Origin of the sequence: Corynebacterium sp. UMB2355A (assembly GCF_033877495.1) — a bacterium.
GTDB lineage: Bacteria > Actinomycetota > Actinomycetes > Mycobacteriales > Mycobacteriaceae > Corynebacterium > Corynebacterium pseudogenitalium.
This window is the reverse complement of sequence record NZ_CP138855.1, coordinates 1,845,471-1,868,961: the sequence shown is the minus strand read 5'-3', so window position 1 is coordinate 1,868,961 and position 23,491 is coordinate 1,845,471. Positions and strand designations below refer to the sequence as shown.

The window sequence follows — 23,491 nt, the reverse complement described above, 5'->3', positions numbered from 1 at the left end:
TAAGTAACTTCGCTCTGTGTTATTGGCCATTGCTATTGGAGGTTAACCCACCGTGAGCATCGAACTCGACGATCACTCGCAGTTTGCGAACTACGCACATCCGGAACGATTCGTGTCAGCCGCGTGGCTTTCTGCACGCTTGGGCATGCCGGGTCTGCGGGTGGTCGAAAGCGACGAGGACGCCTTCCTCTACGACATTGGGCACATCCCAGGCGCCGTCCGGATCGATTGGCACAACGACCTCAATGATCCTGTGCAGCGCGACTTTATCGACGGCGAGGCCTTCGCAGAACTCATGAGCGCGCGCGGCATCTCCCGCGACGATACCGTGGTGATCTACGGCGACCGCTCCAACTGGTGGGCCGCCTACACAGCGTGGGTCTTTGAGCTGTTCGGTCACCCGGATGTGCGCATCCTCGACGGCGGCCGCGACGCCTGGATGGGTGAAGAGCGCGATACCTCCTTCGCGGTGCCGGAGTACCCACGCACTGAGTACCCGGTAGTCGAGCGCCAGGACGCCCCGCTTCGCACCTTCGCATCTGAGCTGCTGCAGGAAACCCCCGCCCAGCTTATCGACGCCCGCTCGCCCGAGCATTACGCAGGAGCAGAGGCGGCCGCAAAGGATGGTGGCGTCGATACTCTGCGCCACGGGCACATCCCCGGCGCAGTGAACGTGCCGTGGGGCAACTCCGTGTTCCCGAACGCGCGCCTCAAGGGCAGGGACGACATTGCGCACGTCTATAAAGACTTCGACCCTGCTACACCGACTGTGGTCTATTGCCAGCTCGGCGAAAGCGCGGCCCACACCTGGTTCGTGCTGAAGCACGTGCTCGGCTTCGAGCAGGTTTCGCTCTACGACGGCTCGTGGGCGGAGTGGGGAAACATGGTGCGCGTGCCAGTGGAGCGCGGCGAACGCTAAGCCAGAACAGGTTGGCGGCCAGTCGCACCGGACTTCTAAGCACATATCAGGCAGGTGGCGGTGGCGTAGTCGCCGTCGTGGCTGAGCGAGAGTGATACGACCGGTCACGTCAAGCTTTGCGAGGACAGGGCGGACCACTTCCCAGCCCATCCCGTTTGTGGGGCTCAAATTTGCGTTGGGCGACGGACCTTTGCGTATCAAAAGAGCCAGAAGTCGTCGCCATCGGTGTCGCTGCCATCGATGCGCTTGATGACGCGCCCTTCCTAGGAAATAATGAGAATGACCTCGTCGATTCATTAATCAAGCAAATAACCAGGAGTTGGGACTCCGAGAGCAGGTGACATAAATGGAAAAGCGCCGTACCCCTAATCAAGAGTTTTACGTCCCAAAGACCAACGTTCCTCCGAACGCGGGCCAGATCGCCGCGGCCAAGCTCATCATGAAGCGCCACCGCGAGGGCAAAGGCCGTGTGGAGATCACACCGAAGATCCGTTACCTCGCGAACTACGGAGACTAATTCTGAGTCTCTCCTGCTCTCCAACCCATTGCCAGGTTGGCTGCCAGGAATCACTTTCCCCGTGTCTGCACCCCGCGGCTACGCATAGGATCGCGGCGTTGAGTGCGCACACAAGCTCGGCGGTCACCGGCTGCCGGTCGTGTTTCGCACGCAGCGCAATTCGTGCAGCGTCCTGCAGGTCTTGGAGCAGCTGCAAGTCAGCCCGCGAGGCGATTCCGGCAGTGCTGCCATTTGCCAAGAACTCCTCAGTCGCAAGCCGTCTGGTACGGAGGTTGTCGAAAACCTTGCCCGCCGAATAGATCACTGAGGCAAAGTCGTCCATCCGTAGCATGCCTCGTAGTGTAACGCTGGGGTGCCACGTGGCGTCGGCAAGCAGGCACTTGGACGAGTGCCCCGTGTGTTCCGGCGCCAAGCACGAACCCCCTGGCACGCAGTAAGCGCTGGCTCGTCGACAAGCACAAACTGATAGTCTGTCGCCAAATGCTTTCCGACGCCGACCCAGGCAGCGTCACCACACCCCTCTCATCTAACCCCAGGACGAAACCATGACACGCATGCTTTTCAACCGCGCATCAGCTGCCACTCTCGCGGTATTGGCACCACTGACCTTCACCGCGTGCAGCTCCGAAACAGACACACCACCCGTCATCACCATTACACAGACCACCGTGGTGGAAGAGCCCTCGTCCTCAGACACCCCTGACACCGCCTCATCGCCTGCCAAGCAGCCAGTGCAGCAGAACAATGCGGATGCGTGTGTCCAGCTACCCAATGATCCACGCGAGGCATACCCCTCCAACTCGACGCCCGGGCGCATGCCCGCTGATGATGGCAGCGACTTCAACTACTGGATCGAGGACATCGACAATCGCTACGACCCGTGTCAGCGTCTGAGCTGGATCATCTTCCGCGGCTCACTCGGGGACAAGGACCGCCCAGCTGGCACCGGCGCCTCCATTACCGACGGAGTAGCGTTCTATGTCGACGGCAAACCAATCAAAGAGATGAAGGCTTTCGGTCGCATCGACAACATCGAGCCGCTCGGGGACGGCGCTGCTGTCTTCGAATGGTCGGAGCGCGGCAATTACACCGCCGAAGGCTTCGTCAACCACTACTCTACAGAACTCCGCGTCACCGGCGGAGAGGTCACAGCGGTCTCGGGAGACACAGAGAAGTTTCACGAACACTGGGACTACCCCGTCAGCTACCTGCTGGGCACGTATGATTAAGCGCGCCCCCGCGACGCGTTTCATGCACTCCTCGCTATGAGAATCGCTGGGACCTACCGGCAAGTTGTAACATAGGGTGGCAAAATCCGATATATTTCGGCAAAGCTCAGACTCTTTGAGAAAGACGGGATTTTTTGTGCCTATTCACAATCAGCAAGTGACCAAGGTGTTGGTTGCAAACCGCGGCGAGATCGCGGTGCGCATCATTCGTGCTGCCCAGGATGAAGGCATCGCGTCCGTTGCGGTGTACGCAGACAGCGACGCGGCCGCACCATATGTTTCCCTTGCCGATGAAGCGTTCGCCCTCGGCGGGGAAACCGCCGCAGAGACCTATCTGGACATGGCGAAGCTGCTCAAAGTGGCGGCGGATTCGGGCGCGGACGCCGTTCACCCCGGCTACGGTTTCCTCGCCGAAAACGCTGAATTCGCACAGAAAGTTATCGACGCCGGCTTGACCTGGATCGGCCCCTCCCCCGAGGCTATCGCCACGCTGGGTGACAAGGTGGCGGCCCGTGCGATCGCCGAAGCTGTCGACGCCCCGATGGCCCCCGGCACGAAACATCCGGTCGCAGACGAACAGGAAGTCCTTGCGTTCGCAGATGAGCACGGCCTCCCGATCGCGATTAAGGCCGCCTACGGCGGTGGCGGACGCGGCATGAAAGTCGCGCATACGCGGGAAGAAATCCCGGAGCTGTTCGAGTCCGCGACCCGTGAGGCCGTTGCCGCTTTCGGCCGCGGCGAGTGCTTCGTGGAGCGCTACCTGGATAAGGCTCGCCACGTTGAGGCGCAGGTGCTCGCGGACCAGCACGGCAATGTCGTGGTCGTGGGTACCCGCGACTGCTCGCTGCAGCGCCGCTTCCAGAAGCTCATCGAGGAAGCCCCTGCACCGTTCCTCACCGATGAGCAGCGCGAGCGCATTGAGCGCTCCGCCGAGGCGATCTGTAAGGAAGCCGGCTACTCGGGCGCAGGCACCGTAGAGTACCTGGTTGGCGCTGACGGCCTGGTGTCTTTCTTGGAAGTCAACACGCGCCTCCAGGTAGAGCACCCGGTCACTGAGCTGACCACCGACCTGGACTTGGTACGCGAGCAGTTCCGTATCGCCCGTGGCGAGCAGCTTAGCATCACGGAGACCCCAACGCCGCGCGGGCACGCATTTGAGTTCCGCATCAACGGCGAGGACCCAACCATCAACTTCATGCCTTCTCCTGGCCCGATCAACGTCTATCGCGAGCCAGCCGGGCCCGGCGTGCGCGTGGACTCCGGCGTGCGCGAAGGTTCGGCGATTAACGGTCAGTTTGACTCGATGCTGGCCAAGCTGATCGTGTACGGCGCAACGCGCGAGGAAGCGCTGAATCGTGCCCGCCGCGCGCTTGCGGAATACGTCGTCGAGGGCATCCCGACCGTGATCCCCTTCCACCGCGCAATGGTCGAGCACGACGCCTTTATCGGCGACGGCACCTCGTTCGACGTCTACACTCGTTGGATTCGAAGAGGCCTGGGACGGCGAGATGCCAGCCGTCACCGCAGCTGATGATCAAGGTGTGGAGGGCGAAGCAGGCGTCGATAAGCAGGTGTTTGCCGTGGAGGTTGACGGCCGCCGCATCGAGGTAGCCCTGCCTTCCGCACTCGTGCCCGGTGCGGGCCCTGCCCGCAAGCCGAAGAAGCGCCGCGCATCGGCCGCGAAGACCGCCGCATCCGGCGACGCCGTGACGGCGCCGATGCAGGGAACTTTGATCAAGGTCAACGTGGCAGAGGGCGACACCGTCGCTGAGGGCGACGTCCTCGTCGTGCTCGAGGCGATGAAGATGGAAAACCCGGTCAAGGCGCACAAGGATGGCGTCGTGACGGGCCTGGCAGCCGAGCAGGGCGCTCAAGCGGCCAAGGGCGCAACGCTCATGGAGTTGAAGTAGCCCATGGACTTTAGTTTCCGTCGGGCCACCGAGTCCGACCGCACGTACCTCGAGCGTATTTACTTCCTCGCCGAGGCGCACGGTGATGAATCGAGCGAACTGTTCAGTGACTACCCCACCTACGCCGCAGGCTACATCGGCGACTGGGATCCGGAGCGCGACGGCGGCGTCATCGTCTACGACGCCCTCGGCGTACCGGCCGGGGCGATCTGGCTGCGGTTCTGGGAGGATACCTCCGCCGTGGGGTGGGCAAACCTTGGGCCGGATATCCCCGAGTTCGCCATCGCGATTGAGGCCCGCGCGCAGGGCAAGGGCCTGTCACGCACGCTGATTGAGCAGGCTTGCGAGCTCGCGCGCGACAAGGGTGCGCGACAGCTCGCTTTATCTGTCGACGCCGACAACCCCAAAGCGCGCCACGTCTACGAGAAATTCGGCTTCCGGGATGTTGCCGATGCCCCACACCCGGGCACGATGGTTATTGACCTCTAGCCGCTGCGATTGAGCGCCACGATTCGACGATAGAGACGATGTCGGGTGCCGCGGCGACGAGTACGCCCAACACGATTGCCAGCACGACTGGCAACACACCGCGCACTGCGGAGTCATCCTCGGAGGACAGCGAGTCCAGGCGCTTGCCCAACTGCGCCCCTGCGTTCGCAGCCGTTTCTACTGGGCGCTTGGCGGTGTGCACCACGGGGCCGTCGATATGGAACCAGCGCTTGAGCACCTCGATTTCGTCATCGCTGCCGTAGTCGCGGCCGTCTTCCGGGTGAACCGCGCGGGAAAGCCCGCGCACGCCCGACGATGAAGAGATGTTGCTCACGCCCGAGTACGGCCCGATCATTCCTTTGCCTTCGACCCACACGGGTGCACCGGAGTCGCCTGCCTGGCCATCTGGGAGCGTACTGAACACCGTGTTGCCGAGGCGCGCAGCGAACGAGCCGCAGCGCTTCGCCTTCGTCACCCCGCCGTATGTACACACCCGATCCTTCGAGGTCAGCGTCGCGTCCGGGGAAATAAGGGTGTCTCCGCTGAGCCAGTTCGGGCCGAGGGCCACGCCGTCGTCCCAGACCACCATGGCCCAGTCGTTCGCGGTGTAATCCTCCTCATCGCGGTATAACGGCGAGGGGATAAACGTTCCGGTGAGGCCTTCGGCCCCCTGGACGGTGACACGATCCCCGTTGCTGCCACAGTGGGCGCTGGTGTAGCTCACGCCCTGGTTTTTGTCATTCATCGCGACGGTGCATTTCACGTTGCTACCAACAACAATCAGACCCCCCTGCTGCACTACCGGCGCAGCGACCGCAGCCCCGTGTGAGATGCCAAGGGACAACGCCACAGTGACGGCCCCGATGCCGCGTGCAGTTCCTCCTCGCATAGGCCACAGGGTACCGCACGGCCCTGGCTGCGCCTATCCGTAGTAGTCGCGTTACAGTGGCACCATGACACAAAACAAGTCGTTTACTCTACGCCAAGCCACCGAATCAGACCGCATGTACCTGCAGCGCCTGAACTTTCTTGCGGACGTATTCGGCGATGAAACCGCGCCCGTCGGGCACGAGGAGCGCCTCGGGGTGACCGACTACGTGGACCATTGGGACCCGGAGCGCGACGGCGGCATTATCGCCTGCGATGAGTTCCGTACCCCCGCCGGTGGCGTGTGGCTGCGCTACTGGGATGACCCGGATGCAGGCCACGCAAACCTCGGCCCCGACGTGCCGGAGCTCGCCATCGCGGTGGAACGCCGCTTCGCAGGCCACCGGCTCGGCTCGAAACTGCTACGCGCAGTCATTGAGCTTGCAGCGCAACAAGGCGCGCCCCGCGTCGCTCTCTGGGTTGACCCAGACAACGAGCGTGCGCGCCACCGTTACGAGCAGTTCGGCTTCACCACGGTTGCCGACGTTGCCAATGTCATGGTGTTTGACTGCAACGTCGGCTAACTGCGGCGAGAAACCCTTTAGGAGATCACGACGACCAGGTCGCCGCCCTCCACCTTGGTTGCCTGCGTGAAGGCGACTCGCTCGATGGTGCCGTCCTTCGTCGCCGAGATCGCGGCCTCCATCTTCATCGCTTCGATAGAAGCAACCTGGTCGCCGGCCTTGACTTCGTCGCCAGGCTTGACGGTCACGTTCACCACACCAGCGAACGGTGCCGCAACGTGGCCTTCCTGCGACGGATCAGCCTTCTCCACCTCGGCGACTGTGGACTCGGCGTTCTCGTCCCTGACCTGCATCGGGCGGATCTGGCCGTTCACCGTCAAGATCACCTGGCGCATGCCCTTCTCATCGGGCTCGCCCACGGCGTCAAGGTTCACCACGAGCGGAGGCAGGTGGTCCTCGAGCTCGCCGTACCAGATCATCGTCTCCTCACCCTCAACAAGGCCGTAGAAGAAAGTGCGGTCCGACAGATGGTCCGTGATGCCGTAGGTGCGGCGGTGTTCCAGGAACTCCTTGTACTGCTTCGGGAACAGCAGCTGGTCCAGCGCAGCACGGCGCGTCACGTGGTCCTCGGAGTCAAGGTCACCAGCGAGTTCCTCCGGCACGTCCACCGTGTGGTCGACTTCCTGGCGGTCCTCGAGCGCCTTGTCGCGCAGCAGCGGCCAGCCACCTGGAGGCGTACCCAGCTCTCCCTGCAGGAAGCCGATGACGGACTCAGGGATGTCGTACTTGCGCGGGTTCTCCGCGAAGTCCTTCGGGTCCACGCCCGCACCCACCAGGTGCAGCGCAAGGTCACCGACAACCTTCGACGACGGCGTGACCTTCGTCGGGCGACCGAGGATCTCGTTCACCGCGGCATAGTAGTCCTCGATGAGCTCGAAGCGGTTGCCCAGGCCCAGCGCCTTCGCCTGCGTACGCAGGTTGGAAAGCTGACCGCCCGGGATTTCGTGCTTGTACACACGACCAGTCGGGCCCGGAATACCAGATTCGAACGGAGCGTAAACCTGGCGCACGGCCTCCCAGTACGGCTCGAGGTCGCTGACAGCCTGCAGGTCAATGCCGGTGTCACGCTCGGTGTTCGCGAACGCAGCAACGAGTGCGGACAGCGACGGCTGCGAGGTGGTACCCGCCAGCGGTGCCGACGCCACATCCACAATGTCCGCGCCAGCATTAGCGGCCGCCAGGTAGGTCGCTAGCTGGCCGCCAGCCGTGTCGTGGGTGTGCACGTGAACAGGCAGGTCGAAGCGCTCGCGCAGCGCCTTGACCAGTTTCGCGGCAGCGCCCGGACGCATCAGGCCGGCCATATCCTTGATCGCCAGGACGTGCGCGCCGGCGTCGACAATCTCTTCGGCCAGACGCAGGTAGTAGTCCAGCGTGTAGATGTCCTCGGCGGGGTCGAGCAGGTTGCCCGAGTACGCCATCGCAACCTCGGCGACGGTGGTGTTGGTCTCCAGAACAGCCTCGATAGCGGGGCGCATCTGGGAAACGTCGTTGAGGGCGTCGAAGATGCGGAAGATGTCAATGCCTGACGACGCCGCCTCGTTCACGAACGCCTTCGTCACCGAATCCGGGTATGGGGTGTAGCCCACGGTGTTGCGGCCGCGCAGCAGCATCTGGATATTCACGTTCGGGATGGCTTCGCGCAGGGCGTCGAGACGCATCCACGGAGACTCGTGCAGGAAGCGCATGCCCACGTCGTAGGTGGCGCCGCCCCACGCCTCTACAGAGGCGAGCTGTGGCGTCATGTGGCCGACGTGCTTCGCCGCAGCGACCAGCGTGTTCGTACGGATGCGGGTTGCCAGCAGCGACTGGTGCGCATCGCGGAACGTCGTCTCGGTCACGCCAAGCGCTGTCTGGTTGCGGATCTTTTCCGCCCACTTCGTCGGGCCGAGCTCCAGCAGGTCGTCGCGGGAGCCGCGCGGCAGGTCACCGTAGTCGAACTCCGGCAGCTTCTTCGAAGGACGAATCGAGGTCGGGCGTGGGCCGTTTGGCTTATTGACGGTCACGTTCGCCAGGTAGTCGAGGATCTTGCCGGCATCGTCAGCCGCGGCAGGAGCCTCAAGCAAGAACGGGTGATCGTTGATAAAGCCAGTGTTGATGCGCTTGAAGCGGAAGTCCTCGTCGGACAGCAGCGCGCGCAGGAAGCCAATATTGGTGGAGACACCGGTGACGGTGAACTCGTTAAGCGCGCGCAGTGCGCGGTCGACGGCAACCTGGAAGTTACGGCCACGGCACGTCATCTTCACAAGCAGGGAGTCGAAGTTCGGGGTGATCTCGGTACCGACGTTCGCGGAGCCGTCGAGGCGCACACCCGCGCCACCCGGGGAGCTGTAGCCGGTGATCACGCCGGAGTCCGGACGGAACCCGTTGTTCGGGTCCTCCGTGGTGATGCGGCACTGCAGCGCCGCACCGTTCATCTCGATGAGGTCCTGGGTCAGGTGCACGTCCTCGAGCTTCGCGCCCGCAGCGATGTACATCTGGTTCTTCACGATGTCCACGCCGGTGATTTCCTCGGTGACGGTGTGCTCCACCTGGACACGCGGGTTCATCTCAATGAAGACGTGGTTGCCCTGCTCGTCGACGAGGAACTCGACGGTACCGGCGCCCTCGTAGTTGATCTCCTTACAGAAGTTCACCGCGTCCTGGCAGATGCGTTCACGCTGTTCCTGCGTGATGTGCTGTGCCGGAGCGATCTCGACGACCTTCTGGTGACGGCGCTGCAGCGAGCAGTCACGCTCGAACAGGTGCACCACGTTGCCGTAGGAGTCCGCCATGATCTGCACCTCAATGTGCTGCGGGCGGATGACCGCGCGCTCGAGGTACACGTGGCCGTCGCCAAACGCTGCCTCCGCCTCGCGGGATGCCTCTGCTGCGAGGCGCTCGACATCTTCGATCTTCTCGATGAAGCGCATACCACGCCCGCCACCACCGGCGACTGCCTTGACGAAGACCGGGAAGGTGAATTCCTTCGCAATCTCGGCGAGCTCCGCCGGGTCAGTTGACGGCTCGGAGTCCTTCAACGTCGGCAGCCCGGCGCGCTCAGCAGCGTGCACAGCGGCCGCCTTGTCACCAGTCAGCTCAAGCGCCTCTGGGCTTGGGCCGATGAACTTAATGCCGTTGTCGCGACAAGCGCGCGCAAGGTCTGCGCGCTCCGAGAGGAACCCATAGCCCGGGTAAATTGCATCGGCGCCGGTCTCTTTCGCCGCACGGATAATTTCGTCGATGTCCAGGTACGCCTTGACTGGCTGGCCCTCAACACCAATTCGTACGGCTTCGTCGGCGAACGGTCGGTGGTAGGACTTTCGATCCTCGCGCGGGTACACCGCGACGGTTTTTGCGCCAGTCTCAAATGCTGCGCGGAAGGCACGAACCGCGATTTCGCCACGGTTTGCTACCAAGATCTTTTTGAATGCCGGGAGGTCATTCAGGGGGAGCTGCTCCATCGATGCAATCCTTCCATACTGTGACATGCGTGACAGTTTGAATGTTATTTGGTTGGCCTGACAATCCTAACGCAGGTTGGCGCCACACCACGGGAAAATGCACAATTGCATCTGTTCCCATAGCGATTACCCCCCAAGTTGGGGTCAGCGGTCAACGCCTCTCATATAAAAACAAACAAAACGGATGGTCCGCCCCAAAGGCAGACCACCCGTCGTTCTGGCTTACTGCGGCTGGTAGGTGCCGTCCAGGTGACGCTCCTCCGGGCCGTTGTACGCGGACAGTGGGCGAATCAGCGAGTTGTTCTCGTACTGCTCAATGATGTGCGCGGTCCAGCCGGTGATGCGGCTCATCACGAACAACGGCGTGAAGAACTCGATGTCAAAGCCCAGGATGTAGTAGGACGGGCCGGACGGGAAGTCAAGGTTCGGGCGGATGTTGATGGACGTGTTCTCGTACATCGTCTTCGCCATGATGTCGTAGATTTCCACCCACTTCTCGGCGCCCTGGTCCTTGTGCTCCGCGGCGAGCTTCTTGAACGCGGCTTCCATGGTCGGCACGCGCGAGTCGCCCTTCTTGTACACGCGGTGGCCGAAGCCCATGACGAGCTCCTTGTTCTTCAGCTTGTTCAGGCACCACTGCTCCGCGTTGGCTGGGTCGTCGATTTCCTTCATGTGGTGCATGACGAACTCGTTCGCGCCACCGTGCAGTGGCCCCTTCAGTGCGCCGATAGCCGCGGTGATCGCAGACCAGGCGTCGGACTGCGTCGAGGTCACCGTGCGGGCGGTGAACGTGGAGGCGTTGAAGGAGTGCTCCGCGTAGAGAATCATGGTCTTCTCGAATGCCTCGATATCCGACGGGATGGTTGCCGGGGAGCCTTCCTCGTCACCGAAGACCATCCAGAGGAAGTTCTCCGAGAAGCCCTTGTCCTTGCTCGGGGCGATGTAGCCCTTGCCCTGGCGGCGGCGAATGTCGGTGGCCACGATGGTCGGCAGCTTCGCCAGCAGCTCGGTACCGATCTTGCGGATGTGGTCAGCATCCGGGGTGAACTTGTACTCGTCGCGGGTGCCCAGGAAGGACACTGCGGTGCGCAGCACGTCCATCGGGTGGCAGTCCTTCGGCAGGTAGTTAATGACCTGGATGAGCTCCTCATCGATGTCGCGGTTGTTCATACATCCGAGGCGGAACTCCTCCGCGCCCGACTTGTCAGGCAGCTCGCCGTGCCAAAGCAGGTACGCAACCTCTTCGAAGGTGCAGTGCTCTGCCAGCTCGTGGACCGGGTAACCGTAGTACAGCAGGGAGTTCGTCTCAGGGTTGACCTTGGAGATTGCGGTGTAGTCCGCAACGACGCCGGCGAGGCCCTTCTTGATTTCTTGAGTGGTCATGGGATGAAGTCCTTTCGGGATAGGGATTGGGTTAGGGATGCGGGATAGGGATTACTCGAACGTGGACGAGTAGGTGTCCTTGGAATATGTGAAGACGGACTGGTCGAACTGGTTGAAATCTTCGTATTTGACCAGCTCGTACAGGCGGGACCTGTGCTGCATGCGGTCCAACCACGGCTCCTGCGTGCCGGTTTCCGCGATGTCGCGGAGCATGGCCTCGGTCTGCCCCATCGCGAGGCGGAACGTGGTCACCGGCCAGATCACCGCGTTATAGCCGAGGTCCTGCAAGGTTCCGGCGGAGAGCAGCTTGGTCTTACCGAACTCCGTCATGTTCGCCAGCAGCGGGATATCGACGGCCTTGCGGAAGGTCTCGAAGTCCTTCTCGGTATAGAGTGCCTCCGTAAAGATAAGGTCCGCGCCGGCATCTGCGTAAGCCTTGGCCCGCTCGATTGCGGAGTCGATGCCCTCGATGCCAGCCGCGTCGGTACGCGCACAGATGACGAATGCATCGTCGTGGCGCTCCTTTACTGCGGCGCTGATGCGTCGCACCATCAGGTCACGCGGCACTACTTCCTTGCCGTCGAGGTGCCCGCAGCGCTTCGGGTTCACCTGGTCCTCCAGGTGCAGCGAGGCAAGCCCCGCGGCCTCGAACTCAGCCACGGTGCGTGCTGCGGACATCGGTTCGCCGAAGCCGGTGTCGGCGTCGATAAGCACTGGAAGGTTCGTAGCGCGAGCGATGTGCCCGCCGCGCTGCGCGACCTCCGTCAGTGTGGTCAGCCCGATGTCCGGCAGGCCTAGGTCGTTGGCGAGTACCGCGCCGGAGACGTAGACACCTTCGAAGCCACCGATGTCCTCGATGAGTCGAGCCGTCAGCGGATTGAACGCGCCGGGCAGTTTTGTAATTTCGGTGGACTCGAGTGAGGCCCGCAGCGCCAGTCGGCGCTCATTTGGCGTTGTATCAGGAACAAGCATCTTAGAAAATCCCTCCTGGGATCTGAGGAGCATTGGCTTGCACGTCCGCGTTCACCTTGATGTTGAGCTTGCTCAAGTCGGTGAGCTCCTCGAGGTTCTGCACGTCTTCAAGGAAACGGTCCTGCTCTTCCTTATCGACGATCCCCTCCGCCAGCATGCGGAACTTCTGGATGTACTGCTCACGGGCAAACGGGCGTGCCCCCAGTGGGTGAGCGTCCGCCACGGCCATCTCATCCTCGATGACGGTGCCGTCGTTGAAGGTGATGACGGCCTTTGCTCCGAACGCCTTCTCGGCCGGGTCCTGCGAGTGGTAGCGACGCGTCCACTCTGGGTCCTCCACCGTGGAGATCTTGTGCCACAGCGTGACCGTCTCAGGACGGTTCGCGCGCTCAGGTGCGTACGAATCGACGTGGTGCCACGTGCCGTCCTCGAGCGCTACGGCGAAGATGTACATAATCGAGTGGTCGAGCGTCTCACGGGATGCCTTCGGGTCCATCTTCTGCGGGTCATTCGCTCCGGTGCCGATGACGTAGTGCGTGTGGTGCGAGGTATGCAGCACGATGGACTCGATATCGGCGGTGGACTTGCCTGCATCCGCGATGGTCTGCTTCATGCGGCGCGCCAGGTCGATCGGGGCCTGCGACTGGTACTCAGCCGAGTGCTCCTTGGTGTAGGTCTCCAGGATCGCGCGCTTCGCCTCACCGTCCGCCGGCAGCGGCACAACGTAGGTGCGCTCTGGGGAGTGCAGCATCCACGCGATGAAGCCGTCCTCACCTTCCCAGATCGGAGCGGGTGCGCCCTCGCCGCGCATCGCGCGGTCGACGGCCTCGATGCCCATCTTGCCCGCGAATGCTGGAGCGGACGCCTTCCAGGAAGAGATAAGGCCCTTGCGGGACTGGCGCGTCGCAGTCGTAGTGTGCAGCGCCTGGCCAACCGCCTGGTAGATGGTGTCGACGTCCAGGTCCAGCATGGTGCCCAGACCCGCCGCAACCGATGGACCGAGGTGCGCCACGTGGTCAATCTTCCACTCGTGCAGGCAAATACCCTTGACCAGGTTGACCTGGATCTCGTAGCCGGTCGCGATACCACGGATCAGCGCCTTACCGTCGAGGCCCTTGTGCTGTGCTACTGCGAGGATCGGCGGAATGTTGTCACCCGGGTGGGAGTACTCCGCCGCGAGGAAGGTGTCGTGGAAGTCCAGCTCGCGGACCGCTGTACCGTTGGCGAATGCGGCCCACTCTGCGGAGTAGGAGCCGTCGACACCAAAAATCTGCGCACCGCCTTCGGCGACCGGGTGGGCCTCCGCCATCACGCGAGCGGTCGCGACTGGGCGGCGACCGTAGGAAGCGACGGCGACCGAGGCATTGTCGATAATGCGGTTGATGATCATCTCAGTCGTATCAGCTGGAACCTCTACCGGGTCTGCTGCAACCTTGGCGATCTTGTATGCGAGGTGCTCTTCAATCGGGAAATCTTCTGCCGAACGGTGCGTGCGCACGTTGTGTTCGATCATCTTGGCTCCTTCGTCTTCGTTGTAGTTCCGCTACCGCGAAACCTCGTTGATGTTGCAGCTCATACTAGGGAGCCAAATGTGATGCGGGCCATGATTTTTGCATGTAAACTTCTGCGTACAAATTCTGCTACTTGTGCAAATTCTGTTAACTACGCAGTACATGCATACAAAATGGGAGACAGGTACGATGGCAAAGCTGTACGCGGGGGCAAAGATACAGACGCTCCGCCGTGAACTCGAACTCACACAAGGCGAAATGGCCCGCCGCATCGACATCTCAACGAGCTACCTCAACCAGCTCGAAAACGACCAGCGCCCGCTCACCGTCAGCGTGCTCCTCCAACTCACCCACGCGTTTCAGCTCTCCACCACTTTCTTCTCCCCCGATGAAGACCAACGCGTGGTCAACGAGCTTTCCGAGCTACTCCCCGACGTCCCGCAGCCGAAACTGCACGAGTTCGCACAGCGCTTCCCTGACATCGCCAACTCCTTACGGGCGCTGCCTTCACCCGAGACCACCGACTCCGAACACCCCCACGCACTCGTGCGTGAATTCTTCCAAAACCACAAGAACTACTTCCACGAGCTCGACGTTGCTGCCGAACAGCTCGCAGCGCACGCCGCGAACCGGCAACTGCGACTGACGCGCCTCGCGGCAACCTTCGACAGGGAATACGGCATCCAAGTGCGCTTCAACCAATACGCCCACGGCCCCCGCTCGACCCTGCAGCACGACCAGCGCGAGATCCGCCTACGCACCGGACTCACTGAGTCCCAGCAGTGCTTTGAACTCGCCTACCACTACGGCCGCACCGCCTTCGCGGAGCTCATCGACGAGTACGTCCGCGACACTTTCGACGAATCGACACAGCCCGAGCCCGTCCAGCTCGCGCGCCACGGGTTGGCGCAGTACTTCGCCGCCGCTGTCACCATGCCCTACGCTGAGCTCCTCCAAGCTGCCGAAGAAACCCGCTACGACATCGACGTCATCTCCGCGCGCTTCGGCACTGGTTTCGAGTCAACCTGCCAACGCCTCGCGACGTTGCAGCGCCCCGGCGCAGAGGCGATTCCGTTCGTCTTCGTGCGCACCGACCGGGCAGGCAACATTTCGAAGCGGCAGTCATCGACAGCCTTCCACTTCTCGCGCCACGGTGGGGGCTGCCCGTTGTGGGTCGTGCACCGCGCGTTTGAAACTTCGAATAGAGTGACGCGTCAAGTTGCCGTCATGCCAGACGGGCGGACCTACCTATGGATTGCGCGGATGGTGCAGGGCCCCGTCGTAGGATTCGACTCCCCGCGCCGGGAGCACGCGGTGGTGCTGGGCTGCGATATCGCGTTCGCTCAACGCATGATCTACGCCGACGGACTGAACATCTCCCCCGAATCGGCAACAAAAATCGGCCCCGGCTGCGCTACCTGCCCACGAACATCCTGTCCGCAGCGAGCGTTTCCGGGGCCACCTAGTTCTAGCCCGAGCGCTAGTCCAGATCAGACTTAGAGATCAGCCTGCGTGCCGCCTCCGTAATCGAACCGGACAGGGACGGGTACACCGCCATCGAGTTCGCCAGCTGGCGCACAGTCAGGTCGTTGGCCACCGCGATGGTCAGCGACAGAATCAGCTCGGAGGCAGTCGGTGCGACAATCACGCCGCCGAGTACCTGGCCGGAGCCCTTGCGGGCGAAGATCTTCACAAAACCGTGCTGGAGGGAACGCATCTTTGCGCGAGGGTTCGTCGCCAAGTCTAGCTTGTAGATGTCCGCGTCAACCTCGCCGTCGGTGATCTGCTGCTGTGTCACACCGACCGCGGCGATCTCCGGGCGGGTAAAGACCGCGTTGCCCACCGTCTTCAGGCGCACCGGTGACACGCCCTCGCCCAGCGCGTGGTCGACCGCAATGCGGCCCTGCTGCGCCGCGACGGATGCCAGCGGCATCAGGTCGCTGCAGTCACCCGCAGCGTAAATACCTGCAACGTTGGTACGCGACACACGGTCAACAATGATGTGGCCCGACGGGGCGACTTCCACACCGGCCGCCTCCAGGTTGAGGTCCGCCGTGTTCGGAATCGAACCAATGGACATCATCACGTGCGAACCGGCGATCTCGCGCCCGTCCGTCGTGCGCACAACCACGCCGTCGCCGGTGTTCGTCACCGACTCCACGCGAGCGTGCTTCTCCAGGTGGACGCCACGGCCCGCGAGCACCTCCTCGAGCACGTCAGCGGCATCGGCGTCATCGTGCGGCAGGATGCGGTCACGCGAAGCAACCATGGTCACCTCGACGCCCAACTCAGCGAACGCAGAAACAAACTCAGCACCGGTCACACCGGAACCGACCACGATCAGGTGCGTCGGCATCTCCTGCAGGCTGTACATCTGACGCCAGTTCAGGATGCGCTCGCCGTCCGGCTCAGCGCCCGGCAGCACGCGCGGGTTCGCGCCGGTGCACACCAGCACCATGTCGCAATCAATAATCTCGGTGTCTTTGCCCTCGCAGTGCACCTCCACGCGGTGCGTGGTGTGACCGTGCTGTTGGTCCGTAAAACGAGCGCGCCCCTGGATAAGGCGCACGCCACGCTGCTCCAACTGCTTAGCGATGTCACTGGACTGCTTATCAGCCAGCGCGATCACGCGCGCGTTCAGGGCGGTCAGCGAAAGCTGGGCTTCCCCAAGCCCGTGGTTGAGCCCCATGTCGTCTGCACGGCGAAGGTCCGTCTTAATGTTGGCGCCGGCGATAAAGCTCTTCGAAGGAACAACGTCCTTGCGGATAGCGGAGCCGCCCAAACCATTGTCTTCCACAATGGTGATATCGGCCCCGTACTTTGATGCAACCAGCGCAGCCTCGTAACCAGCTGGCCCTCCGCCAATGATGACGATCTTCTTCGACACCTACATACTCCTCAACGGTCTTCGTCGTTCGCACAAATACCTGGCTAGTCTACACGGCCGCCCACGGCTTCGTTACCAACCAAAAGTTGCACTAGCTGAGGTTTTCGGCGTACTTTTCGACGACCCCTCCGAACAAACGCACCCCAACTTCAAGTGCTCGCTCATCAATATCAAGGTTGCCTTGGTGCAGGTCCTGCATCTCTCCCTCACCGCTCCAGGCACCGAGCCGGAACATCGACCCGGGGACGTGCTCCAGGTACCAAGAGAAGTCCTCCCCGCCCGAGGACTGCGGCGCGGTCACCACCGCGTGTGGGTCGATCCTGCGCCCTGCCTGTACCCCGATCGCCGTCGCGGCGTCATCGTTGAGCACCGGTGGCACGCCCCGCATGTAGTCGAGGTGGTACGTGCACCCGGTCGGTGCGACGACGAGGTCAATCAGGTCAGTAACCAGATCTTCGAGGATCCGCCACGTCCCGATATCCGCTGTCCGCAACGTGCCCAGTAGCTCGCCTGTCTTCGGGATCGCGTTCGCCGCGTCGCCCGACTCGACGTGCCCGAACACCAACACCGTGCCCGTACGTGGGTCGACCCGGCGCGACAGCAGCGCCGGCAACTGCGTAATCAGCGCCCCGAGCGCGTAGACCACGTCCGCCGAAAGCTGCGGACGAGAGGTGTGGCCGCCAGGCCCGTTAACCGTAATGCGCAGCACGTCCGACGCCGAGGTAATAGCGCCCGTGCGCACACCGATCTGGCCTACGCGCAGTTTCGGTTCAGCATGGAGGGCGTAAATGCTCGCGACATCCTGCAGCGCGCCCCACTCGATCACGTCGAGCGCACCGCCGTTCATCACTTCTTCCGCCGGCTGGAAGATGATGCGTACGCCGAGCGGCAGCTGGACCGTCGATAAGGCGCACGCCAGCGCGAGCGCCACCGTCGTATGCACGTCGTGGCCGCACGAGTGGGAAACGCCCGGGTGCTGGGATGCGAACGGCAAACCGGTTTGCTCAGGCACTTTCAGGGCGTCGATGTCGCCGCGGAACGCGAGCCGCTTGCCGTCCTTTGGGCCCAGGTCGACGTAGAGTCCCGTGCCGGGAAAGAGGACGGGCTCAAGGCCGTGCTCACGCAGCACCTTCGCAATGAACTCGGTGGTGGCGAACTCTTGGTTGGAAAGCTCCGGGTAGGAGTGGAAGTGACGGCGCCACTCCACCATTGTCGAGTGATGTTCCTTCACCCATTGGTCTACCGCGCGCGCAATTCCTCCGGCCGTCATCGTGTATGTTCACCCTTCACCCAGCATTTGTGCGCGTGGCTCCCACTGCGCCTTATTGTGGCAATGATTCTACGCTCATCTCCGCCGAATCTTGTGACTGGTCGTGTTCGTCCACCTGCTCCTCGTCCGCTGGAAGCAGCTGCAGCGGCGAAACATCGAGCGCGGCAGCGATCCGGTAGATCGTCGAAAGCGTGGGGTCAGCAGCCCTATTCCTGTTGTAGCTATTGCGCTCCAGGTTAGAGAGCAGCGAACGAGAGATCCCCGCCCGCTCCGCCAGGTACGCCTGCGATAGCCCCTGCATTGTTCGCAGCGCGCGGATCTTCTCCCCTAACGCAAACGCGTAGCTGGCCCAGTACTGGTCCGAATCCACATCCGAAAAACGTGCGCCAAGACTCCCTTGAAAGAACACGTATACCCCCTCGTGTACGTAACAAACTTCCGGTGATTATATCCGACGCACGTTACTTTGACTAGAGGTCAATATTGCGTGGCCCGTACAACCTATCTCCGGCGTCGCCGAGGCCCGGCACGATGTACGCGTCCTCGTTGAGTCCTGGGTCAATGACGGCGGTGATCAGTCGCACCGATCCGCCGTGCTGCTTCAGCTTGTCGACGCCCGGCTGCGCACTGACCATGCACACACAAGTAATGTCGTCTGCCCCACGGCCTTCCAACAGTTCAATCGCGTGGATGAGGGAACCTCCCGTGGCCAGCATCGGGTCAACCAAGAACACCGGCTGTCCCGACAGGTCGTCGGGCAGCGCCTCGAGGTATGGAACCGGCTCGTGCGTCTGCTCGTCGCGCGCCATGCCGATGAAGCCGACCTGCGCGTCCGGGATCATGGACAACGCCGGGTCAATCATTCCGAGGCCGGCACGGATGATCGGAACAATAATTGGGGGCTTTTCCAAGCGAACGCCGGTGGCTGTTGCAACCGGCGTTTTGGTTTCAAAGGTTTCGGTTTTCAGGTCACGCGACGCCTCATATATCAGCATCGCGCCCAGGTCAGCGAGTGCGGCACGAAACGCGGTGTTGTCGCTTCGCTCATCGCGCATCAGTGTCAGACGGGAGGCTGCTAGGGGGTGGTCAACAACGGTAATTTCCATGATTCACATGGTAATTGAAATTCGGAGGGAACCGTTTACTGACTCTGTGCGTCCAACCTCTTATGACTACTTTCGCTTTTGACCAATCAACGATCCATTCGCACGCTGACTCGCTACGCGACGACGCCGCTGCGCTCCAACCACTGCCAAACGTTCCGGTTCCCAATGTGTGGCCGCTCGCGGAGTTCAGCCAGGCGCTCTCGCAGGCCGTGGAGCAGGAAAACGCGAGAAGCGAGGCTTTGAGTGAGGAAGCAAGCCGCGTCGCTTTCGCGATGCTCCTGGCTGTAAAAGCGGCCATCAGCGTTGATGAGCGATTCAGCAACCTTCTTCAGGCGGTGTTGTGATGGCTGCACTGGCTGCGGGCATTGACCCGATCGCGGCAGCGCAGCTCATTCTGCGACACGTCCCTGCCCCACTTCCCCAACTCCCATTCCTGTCCACTCCAGATTTTTCCGCCATCGAGCCCCTTGCCGCGTTCGTAGGGGCGCACCCTGCGGGCCAGACGCTGCGCAATGCTGCGAACCTGCTGGGGAAAGATCGCGACACCATTGTGAAGATGTTCGGTCAGGCGAGCAGCCTCGTGTTCTTTGCCGCCAAAGACCTGAGCAATATCGTGGTTGACCTCATCCGAGACACCCAACCGCTCCTACCACTGCTACTCAACCCTGCAACTGCGATCGGAGCGGGGATCAAGATCGCCGCCCAGGTCGCGTGGGCGGTCACCCAGGCTGGGCTCACTCTCAACGGGCTGGCGAACGACCTCGCACCACTGGCCAAGCAGCTCTCAGAGATCGTGGCATACGCAGCGAGCCAACCCGCTATTGCCGCATCCTCGCAAGCAAAAGCCGCCATGTACGAGCTCGAGCGCCTCATCACAGCCCGCGAACTCCCTCACGCTAAGAACGAGGTCACCCCGCTCGCCGCCGTCCAGCAGGCGGGACATCCTCCCTCCCGGGGCGGCTCGGCAACTGGTGAGGCTGCGGTCGCGGCGGCGAAACAACAGCTCGGCACACGGTACGCGTGGGGTGGATCTGCGCCCGGCGGGTTCGACTGCTCCGGGCTGACAAGCTGGGCGTATCGGCAGGCCGGTGTGGAGCTGCCACGCCTAGCCCAAGAGCAAAATATCGGGCAACAGGTCCGCTACGAGGACCTGCAACCGGGCGACCTCGCGGTGTGGGATGGACACGTTGCCATGTACGCCGGTGACGGGATGCTCATCGAAGCTGGCGACCCAGTTCAGATGAACCCGGTGCGAACAGAAAACATGGGAATGGCCTTCAAAGGTTTCTGGCGTCCAACAGCGTGATAGATTTGCTGCATGATTACCCGTGCTATTTTGCCCGTCAAGCTTTCACTGACCGACGGCGATTTCTACACCCTGTGGGCGCCAACCTGGAAGGAGCACGGCTCCGAGTGGCAGGCCTTTTTCGGCGATGAAAACTCGGTGCTCGTCTTCGAATCCCCCGAGGCGCTGCTCGCATACATCAACAACACGCCGAAGCATGACCTGGCGGACCACCCCAAGTGGGAGCAGTTTTCCAACCAGGGCGACGACCGTGTGGTGCCGAATGACAAGCAGTACTTCGACATCATTGGTGCACCGGAGTTGCTGGCTGGCCGCCCAAGCCACGAGAACGTCTCGCACCTGTCCCGCGTGCTGCAGATTTCGCGCTCCCTCGCGGAGGTAGCGGCGGCAGAGCCAGCACTGATCTTCTTCGCCTCCCACTCGATTTTGGGCAACGTCAACCGCGGCTCTGATCACTACCAGGGTGAGAACGGCCTGGACGAGTGGTCTGGTGTCGGCCGCGTCGTGCTGGCGAACTGGGAAGAGGTAGTCAAATCCCTCGACGAATCGGTCCGCGTGGTGAAGACGGACTCCATCGACGCGGCAGCGGTCAGCGCCGCTGCCGCAGCTATCGAGGCCGCACAAAAGGCCCGCGAAGAGGCGAAGCAGCAAGCCAGCGAGGCCGAGCGTGCTGAGCAGGAGGCGCAAGACCCATACGACAACTCCGCGTGGGCACGTGCCGGAATCGACCCAATGAAGGTTTCCATCCAGGGCAAGAGCGTCTACACGTTGCGCACCTACTTGGGCTCCAACGCGGTATTCCTGGGCAAGTACGGTGAAATCTTCACGTTCCCGTCCACCAAACACCTTGGACGCTGGATTATCGAGAACGATGACCATGACCTCGCCGCAGTAGCAACCTGGCCTGACCTGGTTACCCTGGCAAACGCTGGTGAGCTCGAGGTCACCGTCCACCCGGACAACTCCTACTCCTTCAACGGCATCGCGCAGGACATCAAGCAGGGCGTCGATAGCGTCGATACCAAGCAGATGGCGAAGGCCTACGAGCTGCTTGCCGACGCCGCCGACTGGGCCAAGGACGACTCGCTCAATTCATTCCTCCTGGCAAACCCACGCATGCAGGACTACCTGGCGTACATGCTGGGCTCCACCGAAGCCGCAGGCTACGTCCCATCTGCGCCGTTTACGGATAAGGCTGAGGCGTGGAACGAGATGGAGCTGCAGCTCATCAAGCGCTTCTCCAAGTTCTAGTCGCAGCCTAAATTCCTGAGGCCGTCGAAGACGCCGGATTCTGGCACACGTAAAATGTGCCACCATGGACCAGGTCGATCCGTTAATCTCCGCTATTTATCGTTGGTTCGATGTATCCGGTGTCTTACTGATGGGCATCATCGGTGGCACAATCGCACGCCACCGTGGCTACGACATCATCGGGTTTTTCTTCATCGCGATGCTCTCCGCACTCGGCGGAGGCATGCTTCGCGACGTCCTCATCAACGAAGGCACCGTGGCGGCAATGAGCCAGCCGGAGTACCTCATCCTGGCTTTTACCGGCGCGGTGATCGCGCGCTTTACATACTTCAAAGGGCGCGCGTGGAGCGTGCTTGAAAGCCATGGCGACGCCTTCGTCTCAGCGCTGTGGGCGGCCACCGGGGCGTCGAAAGCCCTGACGTACGGGCTGCCGGTCCTGCCTGCGATCATGATGGGCGTGTTCACCGCGACGGGCGGCGGCATGATCCGCGACGTTGTCACCGGCCGCGAGCCGAGTGTCTTCGGCAACAACCAACCAACGGTCATTCCAGCCGTGGCATGCTCTGTCATCGTGCTGCTTGGGCACGCCACGGGCCACATGGCGATCGGGATGGTGATTGGCCCGATGGTGAGCTTCGGACTCTTCCTGCTCGGCTACTACGGAAACTGGCGAATCTCCACGAACTCCGAGTTCGCGCCGGTAAACCAGACCGCGGCACACCTCGCTGAACTGGCTCGGAAAGCGGAGCGTCGCTCACGCAACATCGCGCGTGAACTCGAGCCGACCCGCGTGCGCTCCTGGCGCCACCGCCAGATGGAAAAGGCGCTCCAGCGCAGGATCGAATCGGAAGTCAAGCGCGGCAAAGGCCGTTCGGAAGCAGTCCACGAGGCGGATGCGTTCCTCCAGGAGTTCACATCCCAGTTCGAGGCGATCAACGTGGAGGAAGGCCAGGATGTGGCGGACGGGGCGTCGACAAGCGAGTCGCTGCTCGACGGCATCGGGGTGGATCTCTCCGGCGATTCCTACGACGAGGACCGCAACCTTGATCAGACCGCCAGCAAGATGCTGGACATGATTCTGCAGGACGACAAACTCACCGACGAGCTCATCGAGCGGCTGGTCAAGCAGTACGAGGCACGAAACTCTTAGAGCGCCGCGGTGCCGAAGGCCCAGCCAGCGCCGAAGGTGATGGCAAGTCCAAGCCCACCGCCGATGACCAAGCGCAACACGGCGCGCGTCACGCTCGCGCCACCAGTGCGAGCAGAGATCGCGCCAGTTGCCGCCAGCGCCACGAGAGTCACAATGAACGTCGACGCCACACGCCACGAGTCTGGCGGAAGTAGCACCGCAGCAAGCGGCAGCAACGCACCGAGGAAGAAGGAAATGAACGACGCAATGGCCGCGGACCATGGGTTCGCAAGGTCGTCCTCGTCGATGCCGTAGTGCATTTCCAAGTGGGCCTTGATGGGGTCCTCGGCGGTGCGCTCCTTCGCCACCTTCAGCGCCGTCTTCGAGCTCAAACCAGACGCGACGTAGCCTGCGACCAGGTGCTCGAACTCCTCGTGCGGGTCCTCCTTGTGCAGCTCAAGCTCGCGCTCAATGAAGGCGCTTTCCATATCCCGCTGGGAGGACACGGACACGTACTCGCCGAGCGCCATCGACACTGCGCCACCGATCAGCGCGGCGATGCCGGCCGTAGCGATCGCGGGAACGTTCGGGGTAGCACCCGCGACGCCGACGACCACCGCGGCCGTCGAAACGATGCCATCATTCGCGCCGAGCACTGCCGCGCGCAGCTTGTTCAGCCGCTCATTCATGCCTTCAACCGCAACCATGCGCTACATCGTGG

The 23,491-nt window shown here is 62.3% G+C and carries 20 protein-coding genes and 1 pseudogene; 11 read left to right on the top strand and 10 right to left on the bottom strand.

Going from position 1 to position 23,491, the window contains the following annotated elements; translation table 11 throughout:
* The first annotated feature begins 52 nt into the window (after window positions 1-52).
* The 5 genes and pseudogenes from R0V12_RS08770 (at window position 53) to R0V12_RS08750 (ending at window position 5,064) form a co-directional block, all read left to right on the top strand.
* Window positions 53-919, top strand: coding sequence for a sulfurtransferase (locus R0V12_RS08770; RefSeq protein ID WP_284804163.1), 867 nt, complete (start codon window positions 53-55; stop codon window positions 917-919).
* A gap of 346 nt (window positions 920-1,265) precedes the next feature.
* Window positions 1,266-1,436 (top strand): hypothetical protein, encoded by a 171-nt coding sequence (locus R0V12_RS08765; RefSeq protein ID WP_168156198.1) that lies wholly within the window; start codon window positions 1,266-1,268, stop codon window positions 1,434-1,436.
* A gap of 545 nt (window positions 1,437-1,981) precedes the next feature.
* Window positions 1,982-2,665, top strand: a complete 684-nt coding sequence (locus tag R0V12_RS08760) for a hypothetical protein (RefSeq protein ID WP_311475203.1) — start codon at window positions 1,982-1,984, stop codon at window positions 2,663-2,665.
* Window positions 2,666-2,801: 136 nt separating this feature from the next.
* Window positions 2,802-4,575, top strand: a pseudogene (locus tag R0V12_RS08755) (acetyl/propionyl/methylcrotonyl-CoA carboxylase subunit alpha).
* Between the two features lie 3 nt (window positions 4,576-4,578).
* Complete coding sequence (locus R0V12_RS08750) at window positions 4,579-5,064, top strand: GNAT family N-acetyltransferase (RefSeq protein ID WP_070362986.1); 486 nt, start codon at window positions 4,579-4,581, stop codon at window positions 5,062-5,064.
* On the opposite strand, the gene R0V12_RS08745 is transcribed toward R0V12_RS08750, so the two are convergent.
* Window positions 5,051-5,953 carry a chymotrypsin family serine protease gene (locus R0V12_RS08745; RefSeq protein WP_320072483.1) on the bottom strand — a complete coding sequence of 301 codons (903 nt, stop codon included), beginning with the start codon at window positions 5,951-5,953 and terminating at the stop codon, window positions 5,051-5,053. The genes R0V12_RS08750 and R0V12_RS08745 overlap by 14 nt on opposite strands.
* 64 nt (window positions 5,954-6,017) lie before the next feature.
* On the opposite strand from R0V12_RS08745, the gene R0V12_RS08740 reads away from it, so the two are divergent.
* On the top strand, window positions 6,018-6,515 hold the full coding sequence (locus tag R0V12_RS08740) for a GNAT family N-acetyltransferase (RefSeq protein ID WP_070362988.1): 498 nt from the start codon (window positions 6,018-6,020) through the stop codon (window positions 6,513-6,515).
* 17 nt (window positions 6,516-6,532) lie between these two features.
* On the opposite strand, the gene R0V12_RS08735 is transcribed toward R0V12_RS08740, so the two are convergent.
* The 4 genes from R0V12_RS08735 to prpD all read right to left on the bottom strand — a co-directional run bounded on the left by R0V12_RS08735 (window position 6,533) and on the right by prpD (window position 13,823).
* Window positions 6,533-9,982 (bottom strand): pyruvate carboxylase, encoded by a 3,450-nt coding sequence (locus R0V12_RS08735; RefSeq protein ID WP_240492740.1) that lies wholly within the window; start codon window positions 9,980-9,982, stop codon window positions 6,533-6,535.
* 195 nt (window positions 9,983-10,177) lie between these two features.
* Window positions 10,178-11,338 carry a bifunctional 2-methylcitrate synthase/citrate synthase gene (locus tag R0V12_RS08730; protein WP_070362990.1) on the bottom strand — a complete coding sequence of 387 codons (1,161 nt, stop codon included), beginning with the start codon at window positions 11,336-11,338 and terminating at the stop codon, window positions 10,178-10,180.
* A gap of 51 nt (window positions 11,339-11,389) precedes the next feature.
* Complete coding sequence (prpB, locus tag R0V12_RS08725) at window positions 11,390-12,310, bottom strand: methylisocitrate lyase (protein ID WP_320072482.1); 921 nt, start codon at window positions 12,308-12,310, stop codon at window positions 11,390-11,392.
* 1 nt (window position 12,311) lies between these two features.
* A complete protein-coding gene (prpD, locus tag R0V12_RS08720) occupies window positions 12,312-13,823 on the bottom strand; it encodes a 2-methylcitrate dehydratase PrpD (protein ID WP_320072481.1) in 1,512 nt (503 codons plus the stop codon).
* Window positions 13,824-14,010: 187 nt separating this feature from the next.
* On the opposite strand from prpD, the gene R0V12_RS08715 reads away from it, so the two are divergent.
* Window positions 14,011-15,321 carry a helix-turn-helix domain-containing protein gene (locus R0V12_RS08715; protein ID WP_320072480.1) on the top strand — a complete coding sequence of 437 codons (1,311 nt, stop codon included), beginning with the start codon at window positions 14,011-14,013 and terminating at the stop codon, window positions 15,319-15,321.
* On the opposite strand, the gene R0V12_RS08710 is transcribed toward R0V12_RS08715, so the two are convergent.
* From R0V12_RS08710 to upp, 4 genes are all read right to left on the bottom strand, one after another.
* The gene (locus R0V12_RS08710) at window positions 15,302-16,708 is read right to left on the bottom strand and encodes an NAD(P)H-quinone dehydrogenase (RefSeq protein WP_070975871.1); all 1,407 of its coding nucleotides are present in this window, start codon (window positions 16,706-16,708) and stop codon (window positions 15,302-15,304) included. The two genes, R0V12_RS08715 and R0V12_RS08710, sit on opposite strands and share 20 nt — an antisense overlap.
* Window positions 16,709-16,799: 91 nt before the next feature.
* Window positions 16,800-17,978 carry an amidohydrolase gene (locus R0V12_RS08705; RefSeq protein ID WP_070362995.1) on the bottom strand — a complete coding sequence of 393 codons (1,179 nt, stop codon included), beginning with the start codon at window positions 17,976-17,978 and terminating at the stop codon, window positions 16,800-16,802.
* 52 nt (window positions 17,979-18,030) lie between these two features.
* The gene (locus R0V12_RS08700) at window positions 18,031-18,387 is read right to left on the bottom strand and encodes a helix-turn-helix domain-containing protein (RefSeq protein WP_240492741.1); all 357 of its coding nucleotides are present in this window, start codon (window positions 18,385-18,387) and stop codon (window positions 18,031-18,033) included.
* 61 nt (window positions 18,388-18,448) lie between these two features.
* On the bottom strand, window positions 18,449-19,084 hold the full coding sequence (upp, locus tag R0V12_RS08695; RefSeq protein ID WP_070362997.1) for a uracil phosphoribosyltransferase: 636 nt from the start codon (window positions 19,082-19,084) through the stop codon (window positions 18,449-18,451).
* Between the two features lie 62 nt (window positions 19,085-19,146).
* On the opposite strand from upp, the gene R0V12_RS08690 reads away from it, so the two are divergent.
* The 4 genes from R0V12_RS08690 to R0V12_RS08675 all read left to right on the top strand — a co-directional run bounded on the left by R0V12_RS08690 (window position 19,147) and on the right by R0V12_RS08675 (window position 22,791).
* The gene (locus R0V12_RS08690) at window positions 19,147-19,428 is read left to right on the top strand and encodes a hypothetical protein (protein ID WP_070362998.1); all 282 of its coding nucleotides are present in this window, start codon (window positions 19,147-19,149) and stop codon (window positions 19,426-19,428) included.
* Complete coding sequence (locus tag R0V12_RS08685) at window positions 19,428-20,390, top strand: C40 family peptidase (protein WP_084028610.1); 963 nt, start codon at window positions 19,428-19,430, stop codon at window positions 20,388-20,390. Before R0V12_RS08690 ends, R0V12_RS08685 begins: the two co-directional genes overlap by 1 nt.
* Window positions 20,391-20,402: 12 nt before the next feature.
* Window positions 20,403-21,641 (top strand): hypothetical protein, encoded by a 1,239-nt coding sequence (locus R0V12_RS08680; RefSeq protein ID WP_320072479.1) that lies wholly within the window; start codon window positions 20,403-20,405, stop codon window positions 21,639-21,641.
* 64 nt (window positions 21,642-21,705) lie between these two features.
* A complete protein-coding gene (locus tag R0V12_RS08675; RefSeq protein WP_320072478.1) occupies window positions 21,706-22,791 on the top strand; it encodes a trimeric intracellular cation channel family protein in 1,086 nt (361 codons plus the stop codon).
* Here the strand turns inward: R0V12_RS08675 and R0V12_RS08670 are convergent.
* Window positions 22,788-23,477, bottom strand: coding sequence for a VIT1/CCC1 transporter family protein (locus R0V12_RS08670; RefSeq protein ID WP_070363001.1), 690 nt, complete (start codon window positions 23,475-23,477; stop codon window positions 22,788-22,790). The genes R0V12_RS08675 and R0V12_RS08670 overlap by 4 nt on opposite strands.
* Between the last annotated feature and the right edge of the window lie 14 nt (window positions 23,478-23,491).